Below are 24,188 nucleotides of genomic sequence, written 5' to 3'. Positions count from 1 at the left end.
AGTGCTAGGTACGCTTTCGTGCGGTCTTGGACATGAGTCGCGGCAGGAAACCTGAACGCTGCTGCGCTGGCAGTTGGCCGCGGGCCAAAGACAACACTACGCCCACGCCACAAAGGGACATGATCAGCGCGGAGCCGCCGTATGAGATGAAAGGAAGCGGCACACCCACCACGGGAAGGAGTTGGGTCACTACGGCCATGTTCATGCTTGCCTGGCCGAGCAGCCACACCATGATTCCACCCGCAAGGGTGCGCTGGAACGGATCGGTCTGCCTGACCACAACACGGAAGATGGCAATACCCAGAATCGCAAACAGGACCAGGACCACAATGGTCCCCACGAGGCCGAGTTCCTCGCCAATAATGGCGAAAATGAAGTCGTTGTGGGCTTCCGGCAACCAGTTGTATTTCTGCCGGCTTTGTCCAAGGCCCAACCCGGTCCAGCTCCCCTGCGCAAGGCCGTACATGCCGTTGGTGGATTGGAAATCGAAGTCGAACTGCTCGGTGCACTGCTGGGACGCCGTTCCCAACCACGACGTGATGCGGCAGATCCTGTTGGAGCTGCTGATGGTGCCCAGGACGGCACCGACTGCACCCACTGCGCCGGCGATGGCCAGCATGCGGCCCGGTACCCCGGCGAAGTAGAGCCCGGCAGCGGTGATCGCCGCAATGACGATGACAGTTCCGAGGTCGTTCCCCAACATCACCAACGCAATCACCAAGCCTGCGCCTGGAACAACTGGAATGATGACGTGCATCCAGCGGTGGAGGAGCTTCTGCTTGCGTGCGAGAACAGCTGCGATCCAGACGCAGAGGATCAGCTTGGCCATCTCGGAAGGCTGCAGGGTGACGCCGCCGATGTCGATCCAGTTCTTGTTGCCGTTAACGGTGTTGCCCATGACCTGCACCAAGGCCAGCAGGACAATGACTGCCCCCAGCGCCCACCACGACAATTTCTTCATCCAGTTCACGTTGGTCCGTGAGATGACATACATCGCAATGAGTCCAACGACGCCGAAGACGGCCTGCTTAAGGGCATCGGCGTAAGGCGACTTGCCCTCGGAGATGGCTTCGACGCTGGACGCGGACAGCACCATCATGATGCCTATCGCCGTCAACGCGAGGGCACAGCCGAGGATCAGGTAATACGTGGAGCTGTTGGGGGCTTTGCCCTTGCCTTCAAGGCTCTCCCAGAAGCTGCGCGCGTGTCCGCGGAGCCCCTTGGGCCGGCTGTCGTCAACAGACGCGGCCTTGGACTTCCCGTCCCGGGGTTCGTTGCCGCGGGTGCGGGTGGGCGTGCTGACCATTGTTACTCCTCGGTGGTCGGTGCCTGCCCTTCCACAAGCTCGCGAACTGCCAGGACGAAAGCGTCGCCACGGTGAGCGTAGGAAGAGAACTGATCCATGGATGCAGCCGCCGGTGCCATCAGGACGGTATCGCCGGGCGTTGCCACTCCGGCCGCCGATGCCACGGCCTGGGCCATGATGGCCTCACCGTAGATTGGCGAAGCGGCGTCTGAGGCTGCGGTCTGCACTCCTTCAGTGTCGCCCTTGGGAGGCGCTATCACGGGGACATCCGGCGCGTGTCGTTGGAGGGCCCCCTCCAACGCCTCCGTGTCGGTTCCGATGAGTACAACGGCTTTCAACCGGGGTGCGTGCTCTTTGACGAGGTCGTCATAGTTGACGCCCTTGGAGAGGCCGCCGGCAATCCAGACAACCTGCTGGAAAGCCGAGAGGGCTGCGGATGCTGCGTGCGGATTGGTTGCCTTGGAGTCGTTGATCCACAGGACGTCGTTGTGGTTGGCCACCAGCTGGATGCGGTGGGCACCCGGAAGATAGTTGACCAGGCCCTGTTTCACCGCTGCCGGATCAATTCCGTAGGCCCGGACGAGGGCAGCCGCTGCGAGGGCGTTGGCCACCATGTGGCGGGGCGCCACCGGACCAAGATCGGACATCGCAGCAAGTTCCGCCGCGGAGTCCTTGCGCTCAGCTATGAAGGCCCGGTCAACAAGCAGGCCGTCCACCACACCCAGCATGCTCACAGCCGGTGTATTGGTGGTGAAACCGATGGCGCGGCATCCTTCCACGACGTCGGCGTTCTCTACCATTCGTTCGGTTTCGATTTGATCCGCGTTATAGACGGCGGCCTTCTGCGTGTTCTCGTACACCTTTGCTTTGTCCGCGAGGTACGAGGCGTACGAGCCGTGCCAATCGACGTGGTCCTCGGCAACGTTCAGGCAAACACTGGCCACTGGAGACAACGAGTGGCTCCAGTGCAGCTGGAAGCTGGAGAGCTCAACGGCGAAAGCGTCGTAGTCCACGGGATCCCGGAGCGCGTCAAGGATAGGAGTGCCGACGTTTCCCACTGCAATCGACTTAAGTCCGGCTGCCTGCAGCATGGATTCAGCCATGCCCACCGTGGTGGTCTTGCCGTTGGTGCCGGTGATCGTCAGCCAGTCCGCCGTCTTGCGTCCTGCCCGCTCCCTAAGACGCCAAGCGAGCTCCACGTCGCCCCAGACAGCGATGTGCTTCCGCTTCGCCGCGGCAAGCAGGGCTTGGTCGGGGCGCCACCCCGGCGAGGTCACCACAAGCTCGGGCAATCGTCCGTCGATCAATGGGAGTGCCGTAACGGCTTCCTCCCCCAACAGCACATCAACGGCCCCCACAATTTTCAGGGTGTCGGCTTGGGCTTCGGCCTTTGCACTGGTGGCGGCGTCAACCACCACTACCTTTGCGCCAAGTTCGATCAGGGTGTCGGCAGCTGAGAAGCCGGAGACGCCAATGCCTGTCACCACGACGCGCAGACCGGCCCAGTCAGCATCCCAGCTAGTGAGTTCGTTGAGCCTGTCTGCGTTCGACGGCGTCGTATCCGGGTTTTCGTTCACAGCAGCACCACCCATTCAGCATAGAAAATTCCAAGGCCGGCAGCCACGAAGAGCCCTGCGAGGATCCAGAACCGGACCACGACGGTAACTTCATCCCAGCCCTTCAATTCAAAGTGATGCTGTAGCGGTGCCATCTTGAAAACGCGCTTTCCGCCGCTGAGCTTGAAGAAGCCCACTTGGATGATGACGGAGAGCGTGATCAGCACAAAAAGGCCACCGATGAAGGCGAGCAGGAGTTCGGTGCGTGACAGGATGGCGAACGCCGCAACGGCACCACCAATGGCCAGGGAACCTGTGTCACCCATGAAGATCTTGGCGGGTGAAGTATTCCACCACAGGAATCCCACCAGGGCAGCACTGAGGATAGCCGCCAGCAGGGCAAGGTCCATGGGGTCGCGTACCTGGTAGCAACCGCTGCCGGCTTCCCGTGGTGAGCCGCAGGCCTGGTTGTTCTGCCAGATCCCCATGATGGTGTAGGCGCCAAAGACCATGATGGATGCTCCAGCAGCCAATCCATCCAGGCCATCAGTCAAGTTCACGCCGTTGGTAGCCGCTGTGATGATCAAGTTGGACCAGAGCACGAACAGGATGGCACCGACCACCGTGCCGCCGAAGGCAAGGTCCAACCAGGGGATATCCCGCACCAGGGAAATCTGGGTCGATGCGGGACGCAGGCCGTCCTCATTGGGGAACTGGAGAACCAGGACCGCGAAGATGATGCCAACGGCAGCTTGGAGGATCAGCTTGGCGCGTGCATTGAGGCCGAGGCTGCGCTTGTTGGAGATCTTGATGAAGTCATCGAGGAAGCCCACAAAGCCCATGCCGACCATGAGGAACAGCAGAAGCAGCCCGGATGCGGACGGCCCCGCAGAGTTCGGATTCATCATCCACATGATCAGGTGTGTCACGAAGTAACTGATGAGCACCGCGGCCACCACCACGGTTCCGCCCATAGTGGGGGTGCCGCGCTTCGTGTGGTGGGAAGTGGGTCCGTCGTCACGGATGAATTGTCCGTAGCTCTTGGCCACCAGGAACCTGATGAAAAGGGGCGTCCCTATCAGGGCCACCAGAAGGGCGACGCCGGCGCCGATCAAAAGTGCAATCACAGCAGCTCGTTCCCTTCGCTTGCGGCAGCTTCGGCCGCGTTGTCTCCGGTGGGCTCGGCCCGTGGAGGTAATGCTATCTGATCACCCAAATGCCGTAGTCCCACGCCGTTGGAGGACTTGAAGAGCACCAGGTCTCCGGGTTTCAGCTCATTTTGAAGCAGCTCATAGGCTTCTTCCACAGTCTCCGTGAACGAACACTCGTCACCCCAGGAACCTTCCTGGATGGCGGAGATGTAGAGGGCACGGGCTTCGTGTCCCACTACCACCAGCCTGGAAATGTTCAGCCGCACCACCTGGGTACCTACGGCGGTGTGCTCGCGGATGGAGTCTTCCCCCAGCTCGAGCATCGCGCCAAGAACGGCCCACGTCCTTCTGCCTTGTCCAAGGTCAGCCAGCGTTCGCAGGGCAGCCCGCATCGATTCCGGGTTGGCGTTGTAAGCGTCGTTGATGATGGTGACGCCGTCTTCACGTTCAGTTCGCTCCATCCGCCAGCGGCTGGCCGCCGATTGAGAGCTGAGCGAGGAGGCAATGTCAGCGGCCGGGATGCCAGCGGCGAACGCGGCTGCGGCTGCTGCCAACAGATTGGTGACGTGGTGGCCACCGATCAGGCGGCTTCGCACCTCAACGGACGGGCCGCCGTCGGGCAGCACCAGATTAAACTCAGGAAAGCCTTGCTCGTTGACCACAACATTGCGGGCTTCCACCTCTTCGGTGGTAGCCGGCGAAGCCGTGAAGCCCAGAACCTTTGCTTGGGTCCGGGTGCGCATGGCAGCAACCCGGCCATCATCGAGGTTGATCACGGCTGTACCGTTCTCGCCAAGGGCTTCCACGAGTTCGCCTTTGGTCTTGGCGATGTTCTCCACACCACCGAACTCGCCGGCGTGAGCCGTACCGACCACCAGGACCACGCCGATGTCCGGTTTGACCATCTCTGCCAGGTATTTGATGTGGCCCAGACCGGTAGCACCCATCTCGATCACCAGGAAGCGGGTATTGGCGTCAGCGGCAAATACCGTCAGCGGGACGCCCACCTCGCCGTTGTAGGAACCCTGGGGAGCCACAGTGGCTCCGGCGGTGGACAGCACACCGGCAAGGAGATCCTTGGTGGTGGTTTTGCCAGCTGATCCTGTGATGCCAATGACCGTAAAGTCCTCGCCGCGGCTCTGCCGCTCAGCACGGATGCGGCGGACGGCTTCCGCGGCCAACACGCCCATGGCCAGGACAGCATCCTCAACTACGACGGCGGGATAGGGGCGGCCGTCGGCATCGGTCACTTCGCGTTCGCCGAGAACCAGAACGGCGCCTCGTTCGAAAGCGGCGTTAACGAAGTCGTGGCCATCGGCGTGTTCGCCGGGCTTGGCCACGTACAGCGATCCGGGCGTCGCTTCCCGTGAATCAGTGACGACGGAAGTGGGCACGATGTCCGGAGCTCCGGTCAATCGGCCATGGGTGAGGTCGGCGATCTCCGCCGCAGTAAGTGCAATCATCTCGGTTTAGGACTCTATCCGCTGGTCCGCTGAAACGCTGAATCCCTTGGATGTCAAGGCGGCCCGCAACTCCACCCTGTCGTCCAGGGCAAGATTCACTCCCTTGACCTCTTGCCACACCTCGTGGCCGCGCCCGGCGATGAGAATAGTGTCCTTGCTGGTTGCCATGTCCACGGCCAGTTTGATGGCTGCATCCCTCGGGTAGGACTCGATGATTTCGCTGTTCAGGTTTTCCGAGTCCCGGGCGGCGTGGGCACCCTGCAGGACCTCGGCCCGGATCGCTGCTGCGTCCTCGTCGTGGGGATCGTCATCGCTGATGATCACGATGTCGGCAAGGCGGGCAGCGATGGCCCCCATTGTGGGCCGCTTACCCTGGTCGCGCTGACCCGTTGCCCCGAAGACCACGATCACACGGGATCCCTCGAGGGGTGAACGGACGGCTTCCAGGGCACGGGACAAAGCGTCCGGATTGTGGGCAAAATCAACAACGGAGGCCGGCTCTGCAGAGACCAGCTGCATACGTCCGGGCACTGCCACAGTGAAAGGATCGTGCGAATCCAAGGCAGCCTGGAGGGCGTTTTCATCCACACCGGATGTCAGGATCATGACCGTGGCCAGGGCTGCATTTGCCACATTGAAATCTCCCGGCAAGCCGGTGTGGACGCGCAGGGTTCGTCCGTCGGCGTGCCTGAGTTCGAATTCCGAGCCCAGGCCGCGCGCCGTGATGGACACAACGTTCCAGTCGGCCTTGACGCTTCCGCCGGCGAGGGGCTTGGTCGCGAGGGTGGTGACCGGAATGTCGGCCATCTCCGCCAGCTTGCGCCCCCAGGCGTCGTCCACCGTGACCACAGCGTGCCTGGCCCTGCCTGCAGTGAAAAGTTCAGCCTTGGTTCGGAAGTACTCGTCCATGCTGCCGTGCAGGTCCAGGTGGTCCTGGGTGAGATTGGTGAAACCTGCGACGTCGAACATCACCCCGTCCACGCGGTGGTAGGAGATTGCGTGGGACGAAACCTCCATGGATGCCGCGTCCAGGCCCCGTTCCCGCATCAGGGCCAGCAGTGCGTGGACATCGGTGGATTCGGGTGTCGTCAGGAGGCTGGGGATCGGCTCCCCGCCTGCAACGATTTCAATGGTTCCAATGAGGCCGGGCTTCTTACCCAAGGCGCGCAACAAAGAGTTGATGAAGTAGGTGGTGGTGGTCTTCCCATTGGTGCCTGTGACACCGAACAGCGTCGGGAAGCCGCTATCCGCAGGCTGGCTGCGGTATATCAGTGCTGCTAAGCGCCCGACGGCGGTCCGCGGCTCCTGGACGATAAGTACCGGCACGGGCTGCTCGCCCGCAAGCGCAAGCTGGCGCGCCCCGGCGTCGTCCGTGACCACCGCAACCGCCCCGGCCTCGACTGCCTGCGGTACGAAGTCGGCACCGTGGCGGGAAGCTCCGGGCAGGGCCATGTAGAGGTCGCCTGCTTCGACCGCCCTGGAGTTGAGGGTTATGCCTGTCACTCCCCTGTCCCGGCTGGCATCCGGAGCGGCGACGCCCAGTGCGTCCGCGATGACTGCCAACGGCACTGCCGCCACGGATGCGGGACGAAAGCCGGTCTGGCCGGCATCCGGCGTAGTGGCGCTGATAGCTGCCTCATTGTGCTCTGACACGTGGTTCTCCGTTGGTGCTCGTGGAACGACCGGCTTGGGGCCAGCGGCGCCCGGGCCGTTAGTGGTGGATCGATTTTTGGCCGAAACAGACGCCCAAAAAGCTTACTTGACGAACTGGGGCAACCGCGCGGGCGTTCCGGTAGACGGGGCCACGTTGTAGGTCCGGAGGACCTGCGCCATCACGGAACGGAAAACGGGTCCGTTCGTGACTCCATAGATGTTTCCCTTGGGGCGCTGAAGGACCACTTCAACGATGAACCTGGGGTCATCCATGGGTGCCATGCCCACCATCGAGGCTGTGAAGCCGTCGAATCCCGGCAGTCCGTCCTCGCGGGGAGCTTGGGACGTTCCTGTCTTGGCGCCGACGCGGTAGCCGTCAATGGCTGCATCCTTGATCTGCCCCTCGGTTACGGCGCTTTCCAGGATGTCCCGTACCTGCTGGGCTGTTTCCTTGGACACCACTTGGCGGGAGTCCTTGGCGGGAACCTTTTGCTCCTCGCCCTCCGGGGTGATGTAGCTGTCAATGAGCCTGGGCTGCAGCATCACGCCATCGTTGGCAATGCTTTGGAAGGCGCGAACGGTCTGGAGTGTCGATTGGGACACGCCCTGCCCGAACAGCACGGTGTATTGCTGACGGTCGTCCCACTGCTCGGGCTTGGCCAGGATGCCTGTTGCTTCCGCGGGAAGGCCGATGTCCGTCTGTTCGCCGATGCCGAATTTCTTCAACCAGTCGTATCGTTGTTCCTTGGTGAGCCGGCTGCCCGCCATCACCGTTCCGGTGTTCATGGACCAGCCGAGGATACCGGCCAGGGTGCGCTCTTCAGTGCCGTGCTCGAAGGCGTCGGTGAACGTCTGCCCATCGATGGTGTAGGCCGCGGGGGTAGTGAAGTGGTCCAGGGGAAATGACTTCCCCTCCTCAATTACGGCTGCGGCGGTGATCATCTTCTGCACGGAACCGGGCTCGTAGGCGGCCGTCACCGACCTGACGCCGCGATCCTTGGCATCAACCTTCCCGGGGTCATTGGGGTCCGGCGAATTGGTATCAGCCAAGGCAATGAGATTGCCCGTCTTGGTATCGATCACAATGATGGAACCCCACTCGGCGTTCATCTTGTTGACTTGGCTTTGGATTGCCTGCTGCGCAAAATACTGGATGTCGGTGTTGATGGTCAGCTTGACGTCGCTTCCATCAACAGCCGGGGTGAGTTCATCTGTTGCCACCGGAATCCTGAGTCCATCAGCGCCGATCTCAAAGACGCGTTTACCCTCAACACCACGAAGAATCTCGTCCTGGGTTTGTTCGATGCCCGCCTGCCCGTTGGTTCCATCCTTGAGGAAACCAACCACGCCGCCGGCAACGCTGCCGTTCGGATAAACGCGCTTGCTGACACCCTCCGCACTAAGGCCCGGGATATAGAGTTTGGAAATCCGGTCTTCCAGTTCCGGTTTGACGTCCTTTGCCACCATGAAGTACTGCTTATCCCCGGTCAAAGACTCACGGATAGTACTTTCATCCGCTCCCAGAAGCCCGGCCAGGTCAGAGATCCCCTGATCACGGGTGATCTCGTCCAGTTTCTCGGTCTTCTCATTGAAGCGGTGGAAAGTTTCCGTGCTCGTATTCACCGTCTGGTCCACCACGATGTTGTACCGGATCACGCTGCTGGCCAGCACCGTCCCGTTTGCATCCACAATCTGCCCCCGCTCGGCAGGGAGCACTTGCGGAGTGAGGCGGCTCGCCAAGGCAGCTTCAGCCATCCCGCCCATATCCAGGCCTTGAACCATGAACAGCTTGCCACCCACCACCAGGAGCAAGGTCAGCATGATGCCGAGGCCAACGCGCAACCGCTTTCTTGCCGCCGGCGTTTTCGTTCTTTTCGATGTGCCGGGGTTCTTTGCCACGTTGATTCCTTGCTGCTGGCCTAGCTTCGGTGGACTGACGGTCTACTGCCCTGGTGCCTTCTGCTGGGGGGCCGGTACCGATCCCCCGTGGAGCTCTACCGGCGGTGTCGCTGCCGGAGACGCCGGGGTAGCCGCCGGCGATGGGGGCGTTGCGGCCGGGGTCGTCGGAGTTGCATCCGTCTTGCGGCTTTCCAGCGGGTCTTTGGTAGTTACCGATGGAACCACGTCAATCAAACCCTCAACAGCCGGAGCAGCAAGCAGGGCTCCGGGATTATCTCCCTTAACCGCCGGTGATGCCTTACCGGTCACAGACATGGTGTTCAGATCGATTTGGCCTTTAACTGTGGAAGCAACCATTCCCAATTCTGCAGCCTTGGCAGCGAGGTTCTGCGGAGCTTCGAAGTTCTGCTTCTTCTGCGTCAGGTCCTGGTTCTCTTTGTTCAGCGTGGCAGCTTCGGCTTTCAACTGCACCAACTGGTACTGCGCTGTGGACACGGAGATGTTCAGCACCAGGACAGTCAGGAGCGCGGCTGCCATCGCCACGAAGCACAGGACCACAAACGGCGTCCTTCGCTTTCCCGGTGCACTGCGTACCACTGATAGAGGAGTGCGTGCCTTGCGGGCAGTGTCGGGCTTCCCCGCCGGGACCGGAAGCGCACGTGCAGTGCTGCCCACCGTGGAGGGCAAGGTCTTCGCTGCGGCGTTGCTCATGCGTCTCTCCTCTGTTTGATACGCTCCACTGCCCTCAACCGGGCAGACGCCGCGCGGGGGTTCTCAGCGATTTCTGCTGCTGTAGGCACTTCCGTGCCCTTGGTGATGGTCTTCAATTCGGGTTTGTGTTCTTCAAGCTCAACCGGGAAACCGAGTGGTGCCGACGATTTGGAACCTGACTGGAAGACGGACTTCACGATCTTGTCCTCAAGGGAGTGATAGGACATGACCACTATCCGACCACCCATGGCCGTCGCGGCCACCGCTGCCGGAACTGCCCGTTCCAACACATCGAGTTCTTCGTTGACCTCGATCCTCAGAGCCTGGAACGTGCGTTTGGCCGGATGACCGCCACTCTTCGCTGCAGCGGCGGGGACAACGCTGCGGATCTGCTCCACAAGTTCCCCAGTGGTGGCGAAAGGCTTCTCCGCGCGAGCGTTGACGATCCGGTTGGCTATCCGCCCGGCGAACTTCTCCTCGCCCCATTTCCTGATGATGCGCACCAGTTCGTCTTCGCTGTAGTTGTTGACCACATCAGCTGCCGTTTGGCCACGGCTGGTATCCATCCGCATGTCCAGGGGAGCGTCGTAGGAGTATGCGAATCCACGCTCACGCTCATCCAACTGCAGGGACGAGACCCCAAGGTCCATGAGGATGCCATGAACTTCCGGTATGCCCAGGTCCAGCAGGACGTCCTCAATCTCGTCGTACACCGCGTGGACAAGATCGGTACGGTCAGAAAAGGGCTCCAAGCGGGCTCCGGCCAAGGCCAGGGCTTCCTCGTCGCGGTCGATGCCAACCAAGTGGAGGTCAGGGAAGCGCTGCAGCATGGCCTCTGAGTGGCCCCCCATGCCAAGGGTTGCATCGATGGCGACAGGTCGTTCCCCGCGTTTCCTGGCGGCCTCAAACCCCGGAGCAAGCAAGTTGATGCAGCGGTCTTTCAGGACGGGCACGTGGCGCTCCGATGTGGGCTTTGCCGCGTCCTGCTCTTCCACGCTGCCTCCTCTTTCCTCAATCGCTTGCATGCTGATTCTTGAATCGGATCCCCATCCGCGCCTATCGTTCGGCCGGCCTGGCTCAGGGGAAGGTGAGCCAGGAAGACAGTTCGATGGGCGGCTGGAGATCCCATTCAAGAAGCTGGACTACGGCTTCCTCCAACCGGGGTCAGATGAACCCGGGCAGATTGTCGTCATCCGTTTCCGAGAAGGCTGCTTCCTTCTCGTTGAGGTACTCGTTCCAAGCGTCGGCATCCCAGATCTCCGCCCGGGTACCGGCGCCGATGACGGCCAGTTCCCGACCAAGCCCTGCGTATGTCCGGAGCGCCGGCGGAATCGTCACGCGCCCCTGCTTGTCAGGTACCTCATCAGAGGCTCCAGACAGGAAAACCCGAATGTAGTCACGCGCCTGCTTGGAAGACAGTGGCGCCTCCCGCATTGACTCGTGAATGCGCTCGAATTCTTTTTGGCTGAAGACGTAGATGCAACGTTCCTGGCCCCTGGTGAGAACCAATCCATCGGCAAGTTCCTCACGAAACTTAGCGGGGAGGATGATCCGGCCCTTTTCATCAAGACGCGGCGAGTGAGTACCCAGAAACACTGGCCCACCGCCCCTCAATCAAGGTGCCCGCACATACCCAACACTGCCACTACCCTCTTATGCACTCCACTTTACTCCACAACGCACCACAGTCAACGCAATCGATGGCGTTTCTCCACCACTTTGAGAATCGTCGGGCCCGAAGTCACGCGGATTTTAGGGCAGTGGAAGAAAGTGGAGGGCCCAATGCAGAAGGCAGGGCAGGCCGCTTTAGGATCCCGAAATTCGTGCCCCGGATCGGGCGATGCCAGGCCATGTTCAGGGCAGAGGGGTGAAAAGTGGAGAAAAGGGTGGGAAGTGGAGCGGCCGCTCCCCCACCAGAGGACGAGTCCTTAAACGCGAAAAGACCCGCAGTGCGGGTCTTTCGTTATCCCCTGTGGAAAATTAGGGGCGTGTTTGATTCAGGAGTGGCCGCGGGTGACGGCTGAGAGCCCGGAAGGGTCAGTCAGTTGTCGTCGCGACGCCGTTCGTCCCAACGTTCTTCCAAGCTGCTCATGAACGAACTCTTGGGCTTGGTCTTGCCAGGTTTTCCTTTGTTGGCTTTGCCGAAGGCCGCGCCACGTAACGTGGCAAAGTAGACGCCAGCACCCATGACGATGAAACCAAGGACACCCACAGGTATCGCCTGCATTGATACACCAACAAGCAGGAGAAGGATACCGGCAATGGCACCAAGCACACCGATGATGACATGCCGGGTAGACCAGCTGCGGATGGGATCCGAACCCATGGTGTTGGCGAACTTCGGATCGTCCTCATGAAGTTGCTTCTCAAGTTGCTCAAGCAGCTTCTGTTCATGCTCCGAGAGGGGCATCGCGACCTCCTTTAGTGAGCCAGCGTCTGGACATAACGCGTCCTGTGCGTCTGTTTCCATAACGATCGGACCAAGAAAATCGTTCCCAAAATTCCCTCTTGGTTCAGCGGGCATCCCGGGGCCGACTGTTCAGGAAACAGTTTGTCCAGACGATCTAAATCTCTGTAATAAATAGGATAGTTTGTCCGACGCCGTTCTGAAAGACGCGAGGAGTCCTGCCGGGTACCCGTGCTGGCCTCAGGAGTCCACAGGCGGCTTTCCAGGTTCCAGGAGCCGTGCCGGAAGAAGCGTTTTGGACCCAAAACGCTCGGAGACGCGGTCAAGCGCCTGTTCGGCCGCCCGCCAGTTATCGTCCCGCCGATCAAGGCTTAACTGCAGGGATGTCTGGCCTGCCTGTTCCAATTGCTCAGCCCGCACTCCTACGAGTCGAACGCTCATGGACCGCGTCCCCAGGGATTCAAGGAGCTGCACGGCCACTTGGTAGATCAGTTGCGCGCTGTCCACGGGGGTGTGCACGGTGCGGCTGCGTGTGACCGTGGAGAAGTCCGAGTACCGCAGCTTCAGTGCCACAGTCCTTGCCAGCATGCCTGAGCTCCTGAGTCGGATGGCGGTGCGGTGCGAAAGACGCAGCAATTCCCTGTGCAGTAGAGCATCGTCGGCCGTGTCCACGGAGAACGTCTCCTCCGCGCCGATGCTTTTTTCAAGCCTGGCCGGAGTTACGGGTCGCGGGTCGATACCCATGGACAGGCGATGAACATGTTCGCCGCTGGCTCCCAACACCTTTTTCAGCGATGGCAGGGGCGTTGCCGCGACATCCGCTACCGTGCGAATGCCCATACGGGAGAGCACTTCGGCAGTCTTTCCACCGACACCCCACAAGGCGCCGACAGGAAGACTATGGAGGTAAGGGATGGAGTCCTCCGCGTCAATCTGGAGGATACCGTCGGGCTTGCACCGCGTGGAGGCGATCTTGGCCACAAACTTGGTGCTGGCAATCCCTACGGATGCCGTGATGCCAAGTTCTGCATGAACCCTGCGGCGGATGAGATGGCCGATGTCCATCGGGGACCCAAGACGACGAATCGCGCCTCCCACGTCCAGGAAGGCTTCGTCGACGCTAAGCGGCTCCACCAGGTCAGTAATGGAGGCGAAAATCTCCATGAGTTGGGCGGAAACCTCGTAGTACTCCGTGTGCCGGGGGTTGATGATCACCGCGGATGGACACCGCCTCATGGCAATGGACATTGGCATGGCAGACTTCACACCTGTGGCCCGGGCCTCGTAAGAAGCAGAAAGCACCACGGACCGTTCTGCAGGAAATCCAACTATGACCGGCTTTCCCCGAAGATCGGGGCGGCTGCGCAATTCCACGGAGACGAAGAAAGCGTCCATATCCACGTGAAGTATGCTGGTTCGCCGCATTTCCCGCAGTGCATCTCCTGCGCTGCGGGCGGGCTTGCTGCCGGCACTTTGCGCGCCACCGAATGCTTCCTGCCTCACAACGGCAATACTATGCCCGGCCACTGACTAAACTGGAGGCACAGTCCGGCTCAGCCCCAGGAAGGATACCCTGTGAAGCTCTTTGGAACTCCTCAATCGCGAGGGTTTGCCCTGCTCGCAGTCAGTGTCGCTTTGGCGGCCTCAGCATGCACCCCATCACCCGGCGGTTCGGCAGCGCCGTCCGCGACAAGCGCTTCCTCGCCATCGTCGGCGCCGCCGACTCCGTCATCATCTGCTTCCGGATCAACGGCGTCGCCTGAAACCACCACCTTTACGGAAACCCCCACGGCTGCTCCCGACGCCACGGCAACGGTGAACGCGCTTGTTCCTGGTTTCCCTGAGCAACTCATCCCGGTCATGCCCAAGACTTCTGTTCGTTCAAGCAGCGTGGACAAGAGCGCTGCAGTAGCCACAGTGGCCCTCGTTGGAACAATCAAGGCTCCGCCGGAGGGCGTTGTGGACTACTACAAGACCTCCATGGAGGCACAGGGCTTTAAACTTGTCCCCGGCCCGTCCGCTGTCGGCAATGTCACCTCCCTGGACTTCATCCGTGGTGACGGCGAGACGGTGAACGTTTCGGTCAGGCAAAAAGAAGGCGTCTCAACGTTCACTATCGGCGCCAACGTGGCGGCCGGGTCCGTCAAGTGACGGTAACTTCCCACGTCACCTCGGAGCAGGCAAAGTTCATTGGCGGTGTCTCCGGCAAACTGAACGGGTTCATGTCTGAGCAGGGGGACCTTATGGCCTCGGTTTCTCCCGATGTGGAACCGCTTATTGGATCGATTTCGAATCTGGTCACCGGCGGAAAACGTCTCCGTGCCCTGATGTGTTACTGGGGCTGGAGGGGCGCAGGCGGCGCCGCCGACGATCCGGGCATCGTCACGGCCGGGTGCGCCCTGGAGCTTTTCCAAGCGGCAGCCCTGATCCACGACGACATCATTGACCGATCCGACACCCGCCGCGGCGGACCAAGCGTGCACAAGCGGTTCAGCCAGCTCCATGAAATGAATGGCTGGGCGCTGGACAGCGGGCGTTTCGGCGACGCGGCGGCGATCCTGACCGGCGACCTTTGCCTTTCCTTCAGCGAGGAGTCCTTCACGGAGATCGGCCCCCGGGCAGCAGCGGGAACTCCTGCACGCCGAATCTTCAACATGATGCGGGCAGAAGTGATGGCAGGTCAGTACCTCGACATCCTGGAAGAAGTAGCCGGCCCCGTCCGCGACAGAGCCGGATCCGTAGGGCGGGCAAAATCCATCATTCGGTATAAGTCCGCCAAATACTCCACCGAACATCCGCTGGCGTTGGGCGGCGCGCTGGCTGGCGCTCCCTCCGGCTTGCTCAACGGCTACTCGGAGTTTTCGTTACCACTGGGTGAGGCTTTCCAAATGCGGGACGACGTCCTGGGCGTCTTTGGCGATCCCGAAACGACCGGCAAGCCCGCCGGGGATGACCTCCGGGAAGGCAAACGCACCGTGCTGGTTGGATTTGCCATCAACCAGGCACCGCCGAGCGAAGCGGACCTCCTTGACCGCATGCTCGGCAAGCCTGACCTTGGCGAGGACGAGGTAGCTGAAATACGGCGGGTCATGATTGAGTGCGGCGCCTTGGAGGCCACGGAGTCGCTGATCGCAGAGCTAAGCGATAGGGCCTTCGAAGCCCTGGAACGCCTGCCCCTCGAGGACGTGCCACTGGTGGCGCTACGCCAACTGGCCGAAGCCGCTGTCAGTCGGGCAGCCTGACCCGCAGGCAGCGCCAGCACAAACACGACATGCAGCGACGACGGCGGTGAATCACCGCCGTCGTCCGCGTTATGTCCGGCCCGCTCAGGAGGCGCTGTTACCAGGCCAGTGACTGGGCGCGGCGCCTGATCTCTGTCTTACGCCCCTCGCGCAGGGCGTCAATGGGGCGCCCCCGCAAAGATTCGTCCGGAGTGAACAGCCAGATGATCAGTTCTTCGTCGTTGTACCCGGCGTCGCTGAGAACCGCAATGGTTCCCTTAAGGCTGTCTACAACATGCCCGTCCTGGATAAAGAGGGCAGGGATTGAGCGGATATTCCGTTCTCCCCGCCGGATGGCGACAAGCGCACGCTCATCCAGAAGTCCGTGGACTTTGGTGATGGAAACTTCCAACAGTTCGGCAACATCCGGCAGCGGCAGCCAGTCGGAAACAAGGCTTTCTACATTACTCACGGATCAAGGTTGCCACGCCGCCCCTCCCGGCGCATAGCCGGAGTCCGACGCCGATACCTCCGGACCGCTTTGCAGTCGCAATTTCGCCCGTCGGAATTGTGGTTATTTGTCCGGTTTGACAGGAATTGTTGTGCTCATCGACTAAGTGTGAGAGATTCACACTGATCACATTTGCATCATTGATAACATCAGCAACATTGGTAACACTGACAACAGCGCCAACAATCCCCCCACCGCTGTTTGAGATGAGGACACATTTCATGACGACGCCCCGCTCGCCGAAACGAACCATGAGCATGCCGGTCATCGCGGCAACCACGGCTGCGCTTCCCGCCGTGGTTTTGTCCTCGCTAGCCTTGGCACAACCGTCCATGGCAACACCGGCGCCTCAGCCTCGAAAGATTCCGGCTACGCTCGCTGCGGCCATGAAGGCGCAAGCAGTCAACGTGGGCTCTGTTATTCCCGCGCAGGCCGTGGCCAGCACCATCCCTGCAGCGCTGCGCCCGATGGCTCCATCAGTACCGGACTCCTACACGATCGTGCGCGGCGATACGATTAGCGCCATCGCACGCCGCTTCAATGTGGACACGACGGCCGTTCTTCAGCTGAACAATCTCTCTGCCACCACGCTGATCTACCCGGGACAGACCATTAAGCTCAAGGGCACAGCCACAGCAGCGCCCGCGAAGCCCGCCCCGCCCGCCCCCAGTGCGCCCAGCACCCAAGGCAGCGCAACCGTCTATACCGTGGTCGCCGGAGACACCTTGGGCGCCATCGCAGCCAAACATGGCGTTCCGCTCTCCAGCATCTTCAGCTGGAACGGGCTCAACGGAAGCTCCATCATTTATCCCGGTCAGAAAATCAAGGTCAGTGGCGGATCCGCCCCATCAGCGCCCGCAGCCCCGGCACCTGCGCCCGCCCCACTGGCCGGCACAGGTTCCTACACCATCAAGGCGGGCGACACCCTCAGTTCCATCGCTTCCCGCCACGGGGTTTCCCTGGCCGCTTTGATGGCTGCCAACAACAATGTGACAGCCACCACCGTCATCTATCCGGGCCAGAAGCTCACCATCCCCGGCGCAGGCTTGCAGCCTGCCGGTGACACCAAGCCCTTGGTCCCCAGCACGTTCCTGGGCTTCACCTACCCGCCGGCAGTTGTCAGCTCGGCTAACGAGAACAAGGCCTTGCTCAACGCCTCACCTGTGCCCAGCCGGGCTGAAATGAAGAGCATCGTAGCTGACACGGCCCGGCGCATGGGCGTCAGCCCTTCACTGGCTTTGGCCTTCGCCGAACAGGAATCAGGCTTTGACCAGCGGGCTGTCTCGCCCGCCAATGCGATCGGCACGATGCAGGTTATTCCTTCTTCCGGCCAATGGGCGTCCGACCTCGTGGGCCGCAAGCTCAATCTCCTGGACCCGTACGATAATGCCACGGCAGGTGTCGCCATCATCCGGACCCTGATTGCTACCAGCAAGGACCTGGACACGGCGATTGCCGGCTACTACCAAGGTCAGTACTCGGTCAGTAAGTACGGCATGTATGACGACACCAAGCGTTACGTCGAATCGATCAAGGCCCGACAGCGCACTTTTGGCTAGGCCATCAACTGCACCTTTGAAGGGGCCCGAAACCCACGTGGATTCGGGCCCCTTCCCTACCTCGTTTAGGATCATATGGTGCAAGAACCATCGCAGGACCACCTCATCGGGACAACCGTAGACGGCCGATACACGGTCCGTTCCCGCCTGGCGAGGGGCGGTATGTCCACTGTTTACCTGGCCACGGACCAGCGCTTGGAGCGGGACGTGGCCCTCAAAGTCCTGCACCCGCACCTGGCCAACGATCCCACATTCCTTGAGCGGCTAAGCCGCGAAGCAAAGGCGGCCGCCAGCCTCTCGCACCCGCACATCGTAGGGGTGCTCGACCAAGGCGAGGACGGCCATATCGCCTACCTGGTCATGGAGTACGTCAAGGGGCACACCCTTCGTGACACCCTTAACGAACAGGGTGCTTTGCCGCCGCGCCTTGCCCTGGCGCTGATCGATCCTGTCATTGAGGGCCTGGCTGCCGCCCACCGCTCAGGCCTGATCCACCGGGACGTCAAGCCTGAAAACGTCCTCATTGCAGACGACGGACGCATTAAGGTTGGAGATTTTGGACTGGCCAGGGCGATCTCGGCCAACACCAGTACCGGTGCCCTGATAGGCACTGTGGCTTACTTGGCTCCCGAGCTGGTGCTCGGCCAGCCAGCCGATGCCCGCAGCGACATCTACTCGGCAGGCATCATGCTCTATGAGATGTTGACGGGCAATCAACCTTACTCGGGAGACTCCCCTATCCAGGTTGCCTACCAGCACGTCAATGCTGTGGTGGGACGTCCTTCGGAGTCCGCTCCCGGCCTCGCCGAGGACCTCGATGAACTGGTGCAGTGGTGCACGGCGGCAGATGCGGAGAACAGGCCGGTGGACGGCGCTGCGTTGCTGACCGAGCTCCGCCACATCCGCACTACGCTCACAGACGAAGAACTGGACCACAGGCAAGCGTCGTCCCGATTGCCCGGCTCCCCCACGCCCTCGGCGGCCGCCGCTGCCTTCGGCGGGTCCGGTGCAGCAGGTGTTACCAATGGGAACCCCACAGAAGCCATTGCCTCCACTGCCTCACCCACGGAGTTGATCCCGCACCAGAGCAACCCCACCACCATCATGGCTGCGGGCGTTTCAGGCAGGCCGCAGGCCTCAGCTGTTGATCCGGGCAACGATCCGGACGTGCGCCGGCCCGGCAAACGAGAGCTGAAGAGACTCGAACGGCAAGAGAACAAAGATCGCGCACGAGCCGCTGCCACTCCTGTTCGCCCGCTACGCGAGGGCAACCCCCGCCGCCGCGGCGTTATCTGGACCATCGTGATCGTCATCCTTGCAACGCTTGCCGCGTCGGCCGGTTGGTTCTTCGGGATGGGACCGGGATCCCCGGGAACCGTCCCGGACGTTAAGAATAAAACCGTGGCCGAGGCACAACAGCTCCTCCGAACTGCCGGCTTTCAATCAGAACCGAAGGATGTTTTCGACGACGACATCCTTGCAGGGCTGGCCGTTGGGACGGAACCGGAGTCCGGCACCGAGGTCCGGAAGTTCCAACCCATCACGCTCTTCGTCTCCAAGGGGGCCCAGCTGTTCGCCCTGCCCGGTCTGACCGGTGGCACGTTGGACGAGGCCAAGGTTTCCTTGAATTCCGCCGAAATGGCCCTTGGCAACGTCACGCAGGCCTTTGACGAGAAGATTCCCGCCGGCGTCGTGATTTCGCAGGACCCGGCCGAAGGCACCGAGGTGAGGCATGGCACCCCCGTGTCGATGGTGGTCTCCAAGGGGCCCCAACCCATTCCCGTTCCCGATGTGCGCGGACTAACTCAGGACGCAGCCGTCAAAGCCCTGCAGGATGCCGGGCTCAAAGCAGTTATCGCTCCGGAGACGGTGAATGACAAGACGGTCCCCAAGGGCGCCGTTGTTTCCCAGATACCGGCGACTGGAACCCTTGTCCGGGGCGAAGCGGTGACGCTCACAGTATCCAAGGGACCAAAGTTGGTGAAGGTGCCCAGCTTCATCGGCAAGCAGGCCGATGAAGCCGAAAAGGAACTGAAAAAGCTCGGTTTCAAGGTAGAGATCAACAAGATCCTGGGTGGCTTCTTCGGCACCGTCCGGGACCAGAACCCCGTCAATGCCGAGATACCGGAAGACTCTGTGGTCACCCTGACTGTCGTCTAGGGTTCGAGCCCTGCAATTCCAAGCGCAAAAAAGGCGCGGTCCGGGAATCCGGACCGCGCCATTTTGTATCTCTACCTCTTGGAGAGGGCTCCTGCCACAAGGAAGGCCATCTCAAGGGACTGCATGTGGTTCAGGCGGGGATCGCACACCGACTCATAACGGTCCAGGAATGCGTCCTGGTCGATCGGGTCGGCGCCACCCAAGCATTCGGCGACGTCATCGCCGGTCATTTCAACGTGGAGTCCACCCGGGACCGTGCCCAGGGCGTGATGCACCTCGAAGAATCCACGCACTTCGTCAATAACATCATCGAAGTTGCGCGTCTTGTAGCCGTTGGGCGACGTGACCGTGTTGCCGTGCATCGGGTCGGTCACCCACAGCACCTGCGCGCCGGAAGCAGTGACGCGTTCGACGACGGCCGGCAGCTTCTCCCGAATGTTGCCGGCGCCCATGCGGGTGATGAATGTGAGGCGGCCGGGTTCGCGGTTGGGGTCCAGTTTGTCGATGAGACGCAAGGCATCGTCGCCGCTGGTGGTTGGGCCAAGCTTGACGCCGATGGGGTTCCGCACGCGGGACAGGAAGTCAACGTGGGCGTGGTCCAGCTCGCGGGTCCGCTCACCGATCCACAGGAAGTGCGCGGACGTGTCGTAGGGCAGGCCGGTGCGCGAATCGATGCGTGTGAGTGCGCGCTCGTAGTCGAGCAGCAGTGCTTCGTGGCTGGCAAAGAACTCCACGCGCTTGAGTGCCTCAAAGTCGGCGCCGCAGGAGTCCATGAAGCTGATGGCACGGTCGATGTCGCGCGCCAGCGATTCGTAGCGCGCGTGTGCCGGGTTCTCGGTGAACCCCTTGTTCCACTGGTGAACCAGGCGGAGATCCGCGAAACCGCCTTGGGTGAAGGCGCGGATGAGGTTCAGCGTGGATGCGGACGTGTGGTACGCCTGAAGCATCCGGCCAGCGTCGTGTGCGCGTGATTCCGGTGTGAAATCGTAGCCGTTGACAATGTCACCGCGGTACGCGGGAAGCGTCACGCCGTCGCGCGTCTCGTCATTGGATGAGCGCGGCTTCGCGAACTGGCCGGCCATGCGCCCCATCTTGATGACGGGCATGGCAGCGCCGTATGTAAGGACCACAGCCATCTGGAGGATCGTTTTGACCCGGGCGCTGATCTTGTCGGCGGTAGCTGCCTCAAAGGTTTCAGCGCAGTCACCACCCTGCAGGAGGAAGGCTTTGCCCTGGGCAGCAGCGGCCAGGCGCTCCCTCAGGACGTCCACTTCACCGGCGAACACCAAGGGCGGCACCACCGAGAGTTCCTTGACGGAAGCCTTGAAGACTTCAGTGTTGGACCAGGTGGGCTGCTGGGAAATCGGCAGGTCCCGCCAAGCGTCGAGCCCGGGATAGTTCGCTGCTCCGCTCTGGGCGGTGCTTGCGAGAGGATCTGCTGCGGAGGGTGCGGTGTTCGCGGTTAGCTCAGTCACCCTTCAAGAGTAGTAGCCCACGGCAAGGTTGCGGGACTGCGGCCGTAACCGATGCCACCGCCTACGTCACAGTTTCTCCGCTGATCCGCTTCCGTCACCACGGGGTTCATCCCTGTCCTCTGCGATGTCTGACGTGGCGTCTTCAGCAACCTCGATCTTATGGACGGGTTCGGGGCCTTTGCCGGCCAACTGGGCCTTGACCACTGCTGCGTACTCGTCCACATACTCCTGACCGGAAAGCCGCATCAATTCGTACATGATTTCGTCGGTCACAGCCCTCTGGATCAGTCGGTCGTCTTCCATGCCGTAGTAGCGGCTGAAGTCCAGGGGCTGGCCGAAAATGAGGCCGATCCGGCGGATGTTGGGCAGGCGTTTGCCGATGGGCTGGACCTTCTCCGTCCCGATCATTGCCACAGGCACCACGGGAACACGTGTTTGCAGTGCGAGCTTGGCCACGCCCACTTTGCCACGGTAGAGCCGGGCATCAGGGCTGCGGGTGCCCTCCGGATAGATCCCCAGCAGGCCTCCGGAATTCAGGACGTCTTTGCCCGCCTGCAGAGACATTTCCGACGCCGCGCCGCCGGAACGGTCCATCGGCAGTTGGTTGCTCAGCCTGAAGAACAGCGCAGTCAGCCGGCCTTTGAGCCCTTTTCCTGTGAAGTACTCGGACTTGGCCAGGAAGATCACCGGACGACGAACCATCAGGGGCAGGAAGATGGAGTCCGAGAAGGACAAGTGGTTGGAGGCGAGGATGGCAGCTCCGCTTTCAGGAACGTTGTCCAGTCCCTTCACCCAGGGACGGAACAGGAGTTTGAGGATGGGACCGAGAAAGATCCTCTTCATGACCCAATAGAACACGTTTGTCCTCTCACGGCCGATTGGTTGGCATGCACCCGGGCAACCCGGCCGGCACTCAACAGCAACCCTACTCCAGTGAGAAATGTCAGGAACAGTGACACGATGGACGCATGACGGAACGCAACAAACCCGCCGCGCCGCTCGCTTTTCACCATTCCGGACATGGAGCCAACGCCTCCATCGGCGTGGCCATCTGCCACGGCTTCACCGGAAGTCCCCTCAGCGTCCTCCCCTGGGCTGAATACTTAGCCAAGCAGGGCTTCGCAGTGTCCGTGCCCCTCCTTCCCGGTCATGGCACCAGTTGGCGTGACCTGGCCACCACGAGGTGGCAGGACTGGTACCGGACCTTCGAGCAGAGTTACCTGGACCTTGCAGCGACGACGGAGACGTGTTTCGTGGCAGGGCTCTCCATGGGCGGAGCCTTGGCTCTGCGGGTGGCCTCCCGCCATGAAGTTCCCGGGCTGGTCCTGGTGAACCCGGGGCTGAGCTTCTACGACCGACGGGTGCGGTACGTCGGAGCGTTGAAGTACGTCATGCCCACTACCACCCCCATAGTGGAGGACAGGCCGGCGCCCATAACGGTCGAGGAAGGCGACTACTCCAAGACGCCGCTGAAGGCCGTCCACGAACTCAAGAAGCTCTTCCGCGCAGCTACCCGTGGCCTACCGCATGTGGAGGCTCCCGCGCTGGTGTTCAAATCCTCGGTTGACGACGTCGTCCCGCCGAGCTCAGTGGCCACCATCAGCAAGTACATCGACTCCTCGCGCCTCAAAGTGGTCACGCTTCCACACAGCGGGCATGTGGCCACCCTGGATGTTGATGCACCCACCATTTTTGAAGAATCAGCCGGCTTTTTCCGCCAGCGTGCCGGGGACAGAGTAGCCTCGGAGTCATCATGAAAATGCTCCCCGACTTTTCGCCGTTCCACAGTAGCTGGAAGGGTGCCGGCCCCCGCGTTGGCGTGGTCATGTCCCACGGGTTCACTGGAAGCCCGCACAGCGTCAGGCCGTGGGCCGAACACCTCGCTGCGTCCGGCTACGCCGTAAGGCTGCCGTTGCTGCCCGGCCACGGCACGACGTGGCAGGACATGGCCACCCGCTCGTGGCGGGAGTGGCACCGTGCCGTGGATGACGCGTACCTTGAGCTGGCTTCGGAGTGCGATTACGTTTTCTCTGCCGGTTTGTCCATGGGCGGCACCCTGGCCTTGCGGATAGCAGCCACGCGTCCCATTGCAGGGACAGTGGTGGTGAACCCTGGACTGGTCCTGGACGATCCGCGGGCTGTCATCGTCGCTGCCCTCAAGTACGTGGTGAAGACAACTCCGGCCATCGCCAATGACATTCTCAAGCCGGACCAGGACGAAGGTGCCTACGCCCGGACGCCAGTTGCGGCCGCTCACCAACTCAAGAAGATGTACAAGGACACGGCCACCATCCTGCCGCGGATCAGCTCACCCGTCAGGGTCTACAAGTCAACGGTGGACAACGTCATCTCGAACGCGAGCCTGGAGTTCCTCCGTTCCCGGGTTCAGGCACCGGTGGATGTCACTTACCTCCACAACAGCCGCCATGTTGCCACCCTTGATAATGACGCTCCGGAGATTTTTTCCGGAACTGTCGACTTTATCCAGAAGACCGTAGCGGCCCTGGCCGGGCACGGGCTTTCCCCCGAAAAGGACACAGCCCATGAACAGGCCTGATCCCAATTCTGCTGATCAAAGCGCCAACAAGGGCGACGACGCCGTATGGCAGGATCTGGTGGCCCGGCTGGAGGCCACGCAGTCAGGCCCGGAAGGGGAATCGCCAAAGCACGAAAAGCCGCAGGACATCAACCAGGCCCCGGGCCCTGAAGCCGGGCTTCAGCAAGAGTCCGGCAGGACTTTCCGGGACTTCGATCCGCTCGGGTTGTCCGCACCTGCCCCGGAACCGTTACCTGATCCGGCGGCAGTACGTGCCGATGCCGATGCCGGAATCCGGCCGTCCGGGCCTCGTGACTTCGAAGTCGAGGACGAGGACCACACCTTCGTTCCTGAGGATCCGCCCAGCCTGGCGGGAACTGAGCCGCTGGTCATGCTGGCATGGGTGGGTGCCGTGGGCGGACCCATCGCCCTGCTTTTCACAGCCATGTTTTGGCGGTCCGCGCCGTTGACGGCAGTTCTGGGCATTGTCGCCATTTTCGTGGCGTCAGTGGTCTACCTCATCATGCGGCTTCCGCAGGAAAAAAACGAGGACGACGACGGCGCCCGCCTCTAGGGGCAC

General features: G+C 61.6%; 21 protein-coding genes. 7 read left to right on the top strand and 14 right to left on the bottom strand.

The features are described 5' to 3' along the window. Window positions 1-4: 4 nt before the first annotated feature. The 11 genes from ftsW to dinB form a co-directional block, all read right to left on the bottom strand. The gene (gene ftsW / locus AC6CH8_RS19155; RefSeq protein ID WP_498191915.1) at window positions 5-1,306 is read right to left on the bottom strand and encodes a putative lipid II flippase FtsW; all 1,302 of its coding nucleotides are present in this window, start codon (window positions 1,304-1,306) and stop codon (window positions 5-7) included. Window positions 1,307-1,308: 2 nt separating this feature from the next. Further along, window positions 1,309-2,898 carry a UDP-N-acetylmuramoyl-L-alanine--D-glutamate ligase gene (murD, locus tag AC6CH8_RS19150; RefSeq protein WP_498191914.1) on the bottom strand — a complete coding sequence of 530 codons (1,590 nt, stop codon included), beginning with the start codon at window positions 2,896-2,898 and terminating at the stop codon, window positions 1,309-1,311. Beyond that, window positions 2,880-3,989, bottom strand: a complete 1,110-nt coding sequence (mraY, locus tag AC6CH8_RS19145; RefSeq protein ID WP_309074326.1) for a phospho-N-acetylmuramoyl-pentapeptide-transferase — start codon at window positions 3,987-3,989, stop codon at window positions 2,880-2,882. Before mraY ends, murD begins: the two co-directional genes overlap by 19 nt. Beyond that, the gene (locus AC6CH8_RS19140; RefSeq protein WP_498191913.1) at window positions 3,986-5,476 is read right to left on the bottom strand and encodes a UDP-N-acetylmuramoyl-tripeptide--D-alanyl-D-alanine ligase; all 1,491 of its coding nucleotides are present in this window, start codon (window positions 5,474-5,476) and stop codon (window positions 3,986-3,988) included. The genes mraY and AC6CH8_RS19140 overlap by 4 nt, the downstream gene beginning before the upstream one ends. Before the next feature lie 6 nt (window positions 5,477-5,482). Next, entirely contained in the window at window positions 5,483-7,129 is a 1,647-nt protein-coding gene (locus AC6CH8_RS19135) for a UDP-N-acetylmuramoyl-L-alanyl-D-glutamate--2,6-diaminopimelate ligase (RefSeq protein WP_420180744.1), read from the bottom strand. A 102-nt stretch (window positions 7,130-7,231) separates the two neighbouring features. After that, entirely contained in the window at window positions 7,232-9,028 is a 1,797-nt protein-coding gene (locus AC6CH8_RS19130; protein ID WP_498191912.1) for a peptidoglycan D,D-transpeptidase FtsI family protein, read from the bottom strand. Window positions 9,029-9,070: 42 nt separating this feature from the next. Further along, a complete protein-coding gene (gene ftsL / locus AC6CH8_RS19125) occupies window positions 9,071-9,739 on the bottom strand; it encodes a cell division protein FtsL (protein ID WP_498191911.1) in 669 nt (222 codons plus the stop codon). Beyond that, entirely contained in the window at window positions 9,736-10,764 is a 1,029-nt protein-coding gene (gene rsmH / locus AC6CH8_RS19120; protein ID WP_192812033.1) for a 16S rRNA (cytosine(1402)-N(4))-methyltransferase RsmH, read from the bottom strand. The genes ftsL and rsmH overlap by 4 nt, the downstream gene beginning before the upstream one ends. Window positions 10,765-10,903: 139 nt before the next feature. After that, complete coding sequence (mraZ, locus tag AC6CH8_RS19115; RefSeq protein WP_091466623.1) at window positions 10,904-11,335, bottom strand: division/cell wall cluster transcriptional repressor MraZ; 432 nt, start codon at window positions 11,333-11,335, stop codon at window positions 10,904-10,906. Window positions 11,336-11,780: 445 nt separating this feature from the next. Next, on the bottom strand, window positions 11,781-12,149 hold the full coding sequence (locus tag AC6CH8_RS19110; RefSeq protein WP_017200835.1) for an SCO2097 family morphological protein: 369 nt from the start codon (window positions 12,147-12,149) through the stop codon (window positions 11,781-11,783). Between the two features lie 237 nt (window positions 12,150-12,386). Beyond that, complete coding sequence (gene dinB, locus AC6CH8_RS19105; protein WP_498191910.1) at window positions 12,387-13,649, bottom strand: DNA polymerase IV; 1,263 nt, start codon at window positions 13,647-13,649, stop codon at window positions 12,387-12,389. 72 nt (window positions 13,650-13,721) lie between these two features. Here dinB and AC6CH8_RS19100 point away from each other — a divergent pair, with 72 nt between their 5' ends. Beyond that, window positions 13,722-14,297 (top strand): hypothetical protein, encoded by a 576-nt coding sequence (locus tag AC6CH8_RS19100; protein ID WP_420180742.1) that lies wholly within the window; start codon window positions 13,722-13,724, stop codon window positions 14,295-14,297. After that, window positions 14,294-15,388 (top strand): polyprenyl synthetase family protein, encoded by a 1,095-nt coding sequence (locus tag AC6CH8_RS19095; protein ID WP_498191909.1) that lies wholly within the window; start codon window positions 14,294-14,296, stop codon window positions 15,386-15,388. Before AC6CH8_RS19100 ends, AC6CH8_RS19095 begins: the two co-directional genes overlap by 4 nt. A gap of 97 nt (window positions 15,389-15,485) precedes the next feature. Here AC6CH8_RS19095 and AC6CH8_RS19090 read toward each other — a convergent pair whose 3' ends face one another. Continuing rightward, a complete protein-coding gene (locus tag AC6CH8_RS19090) occupies window positions 15,486-15,839 on the bottom strand; it encodes an Rv2175c family DNA-binding protein (RefSeq protein WP_017200830.1) in 354 nt (117 codons plus the stop codon). A gap of 260 nt (window positions 15,840-16,099) precedes the next feature. Between AC6CH8_RS19090 and AC6CH8_RS19085 the strand changes: the two genes are divergently transcribed. Together AC6CH8_RS19085 and pknB are read left to right on the top strand one after the other, a co-directional pair. Beyond that, the gene (locus AC6CH8_RS19085) at window positions 16,100-17,437 is read left to right on the top strand and encodes a lytic transglycosylase (RefSeq protein WP_498191908.1); all 1,338 of its coding nucleotides are present in this window, start codon (window positions 16,100-16,102) and stop codon (window positions 17,435-17,437) included. Window positions 17,438-17,512: 75 nt separating this feature from the next. Beyond that, on the top strand, window positions 17,513-19,597 hold the full coding sequence (gene pknB / locus AC6CH8_RS19080; protein ID WP_498191906.1) for a Stk1 family PASTA domain-containing Ser/Thr kinase: 2,085 nt from the start codon (window positions 17,513-17,515) through the stop codon (window positions 19,595-19,597). Between the two features lie 71 nt (window positions 19,598-19,668). On the opposite strand, the gene AC6CH8_RS19075 is transcribed toward pknB, so the two are convergent. Both AC6CH8_RS19075 and AC6CH8_RS19070 read right to left on the bottom strand, forming a co-directional pair. Next, a complete protein-coding gene (locus AC6CH8_RS19075) occupies window positions 19,669-21,072 on the bottom strand; it encodes a class II 3-deoxy-7-phosphoheptulonate synthase (protein ID WP_178994993.1) in 1,404 nt (467 codons plus the stop codon). A 66-nt stretch (window positions 21,073-21,138) separates the two neighbouring features. Next, the gene (locus AC6CH8_RS19070) at window positions 21,139-21,930 is read right to left on the bottom strand and encodes a lysophospholipid acyltransferase family protein (protein WP_091466614.1); all 792 of its coding nucleotides are present in this window, start codon (window positions 21,928-21,930) and stop codon (window positions 21,139-21,141) included. 110 nt (window positions 21,931-22,040) lie between these two features. Between AC6CH8_RS19070 and AC6CH8_RS19065 the strand changes: the two genes are divergently transcribed. The 3 genes from AC6CH8_RS19065 to AC6CH8_RS19055 are packed head-to-tail and all read left to right on the top strand — an operon-like array spanning window position 22,041 to window position 24,182. After that, window positions 22,041-22,829 (top strand): alpha/beta hydrolase, encoded by a 789-nt coding sequence (locus AC6CH8_RS19065; protein ID WP_498191905.1) that lies wholly within the window; start codon window positions 22,041-22,043, stop codon window positions 22,827-22,829. Further along, window positions 22,826-23,629 carry an alpha/beta hydrolase gene (locus tag AC6CH8_RS19060; RefSeq protein ID WP_476117837.1) on the top strand — a complete coding sequence of 268 codons (804 nt, stop codon included), beginning with the start codon at window positions 22,826-22,828 and terminating at the stop codon, window positions 23,627-23,629. Before AC6CH8_RS19065 ends, AC6CH8_RS19060 begins: the two co-directional genes overlap by 4 nt. Beyond that, window positions 23,616-24,182, top strand: coding sequence for a hypothetical protein (locus AC6CH8_RS19055; RefSeq protein ID WP_498191904.1), 567 nt, complete (start codon window positions 23,616-23,618; stop codon window positions 24,180-24,182). The genes AC6CH8_RS19060 and AC6CH8_RS19055 overlap by 14 nt, the downstream gene beginning before the upstream one ends. Window positions 24,183-24,188: the final 6 nt, after the last annotated feature.

This window comes from Paenarthrobacter sp. GQ52 (assembly GCF_059759005.1).
This window is presented reverse-complemented; position numbering and strand designations above follow the sequence as displayed.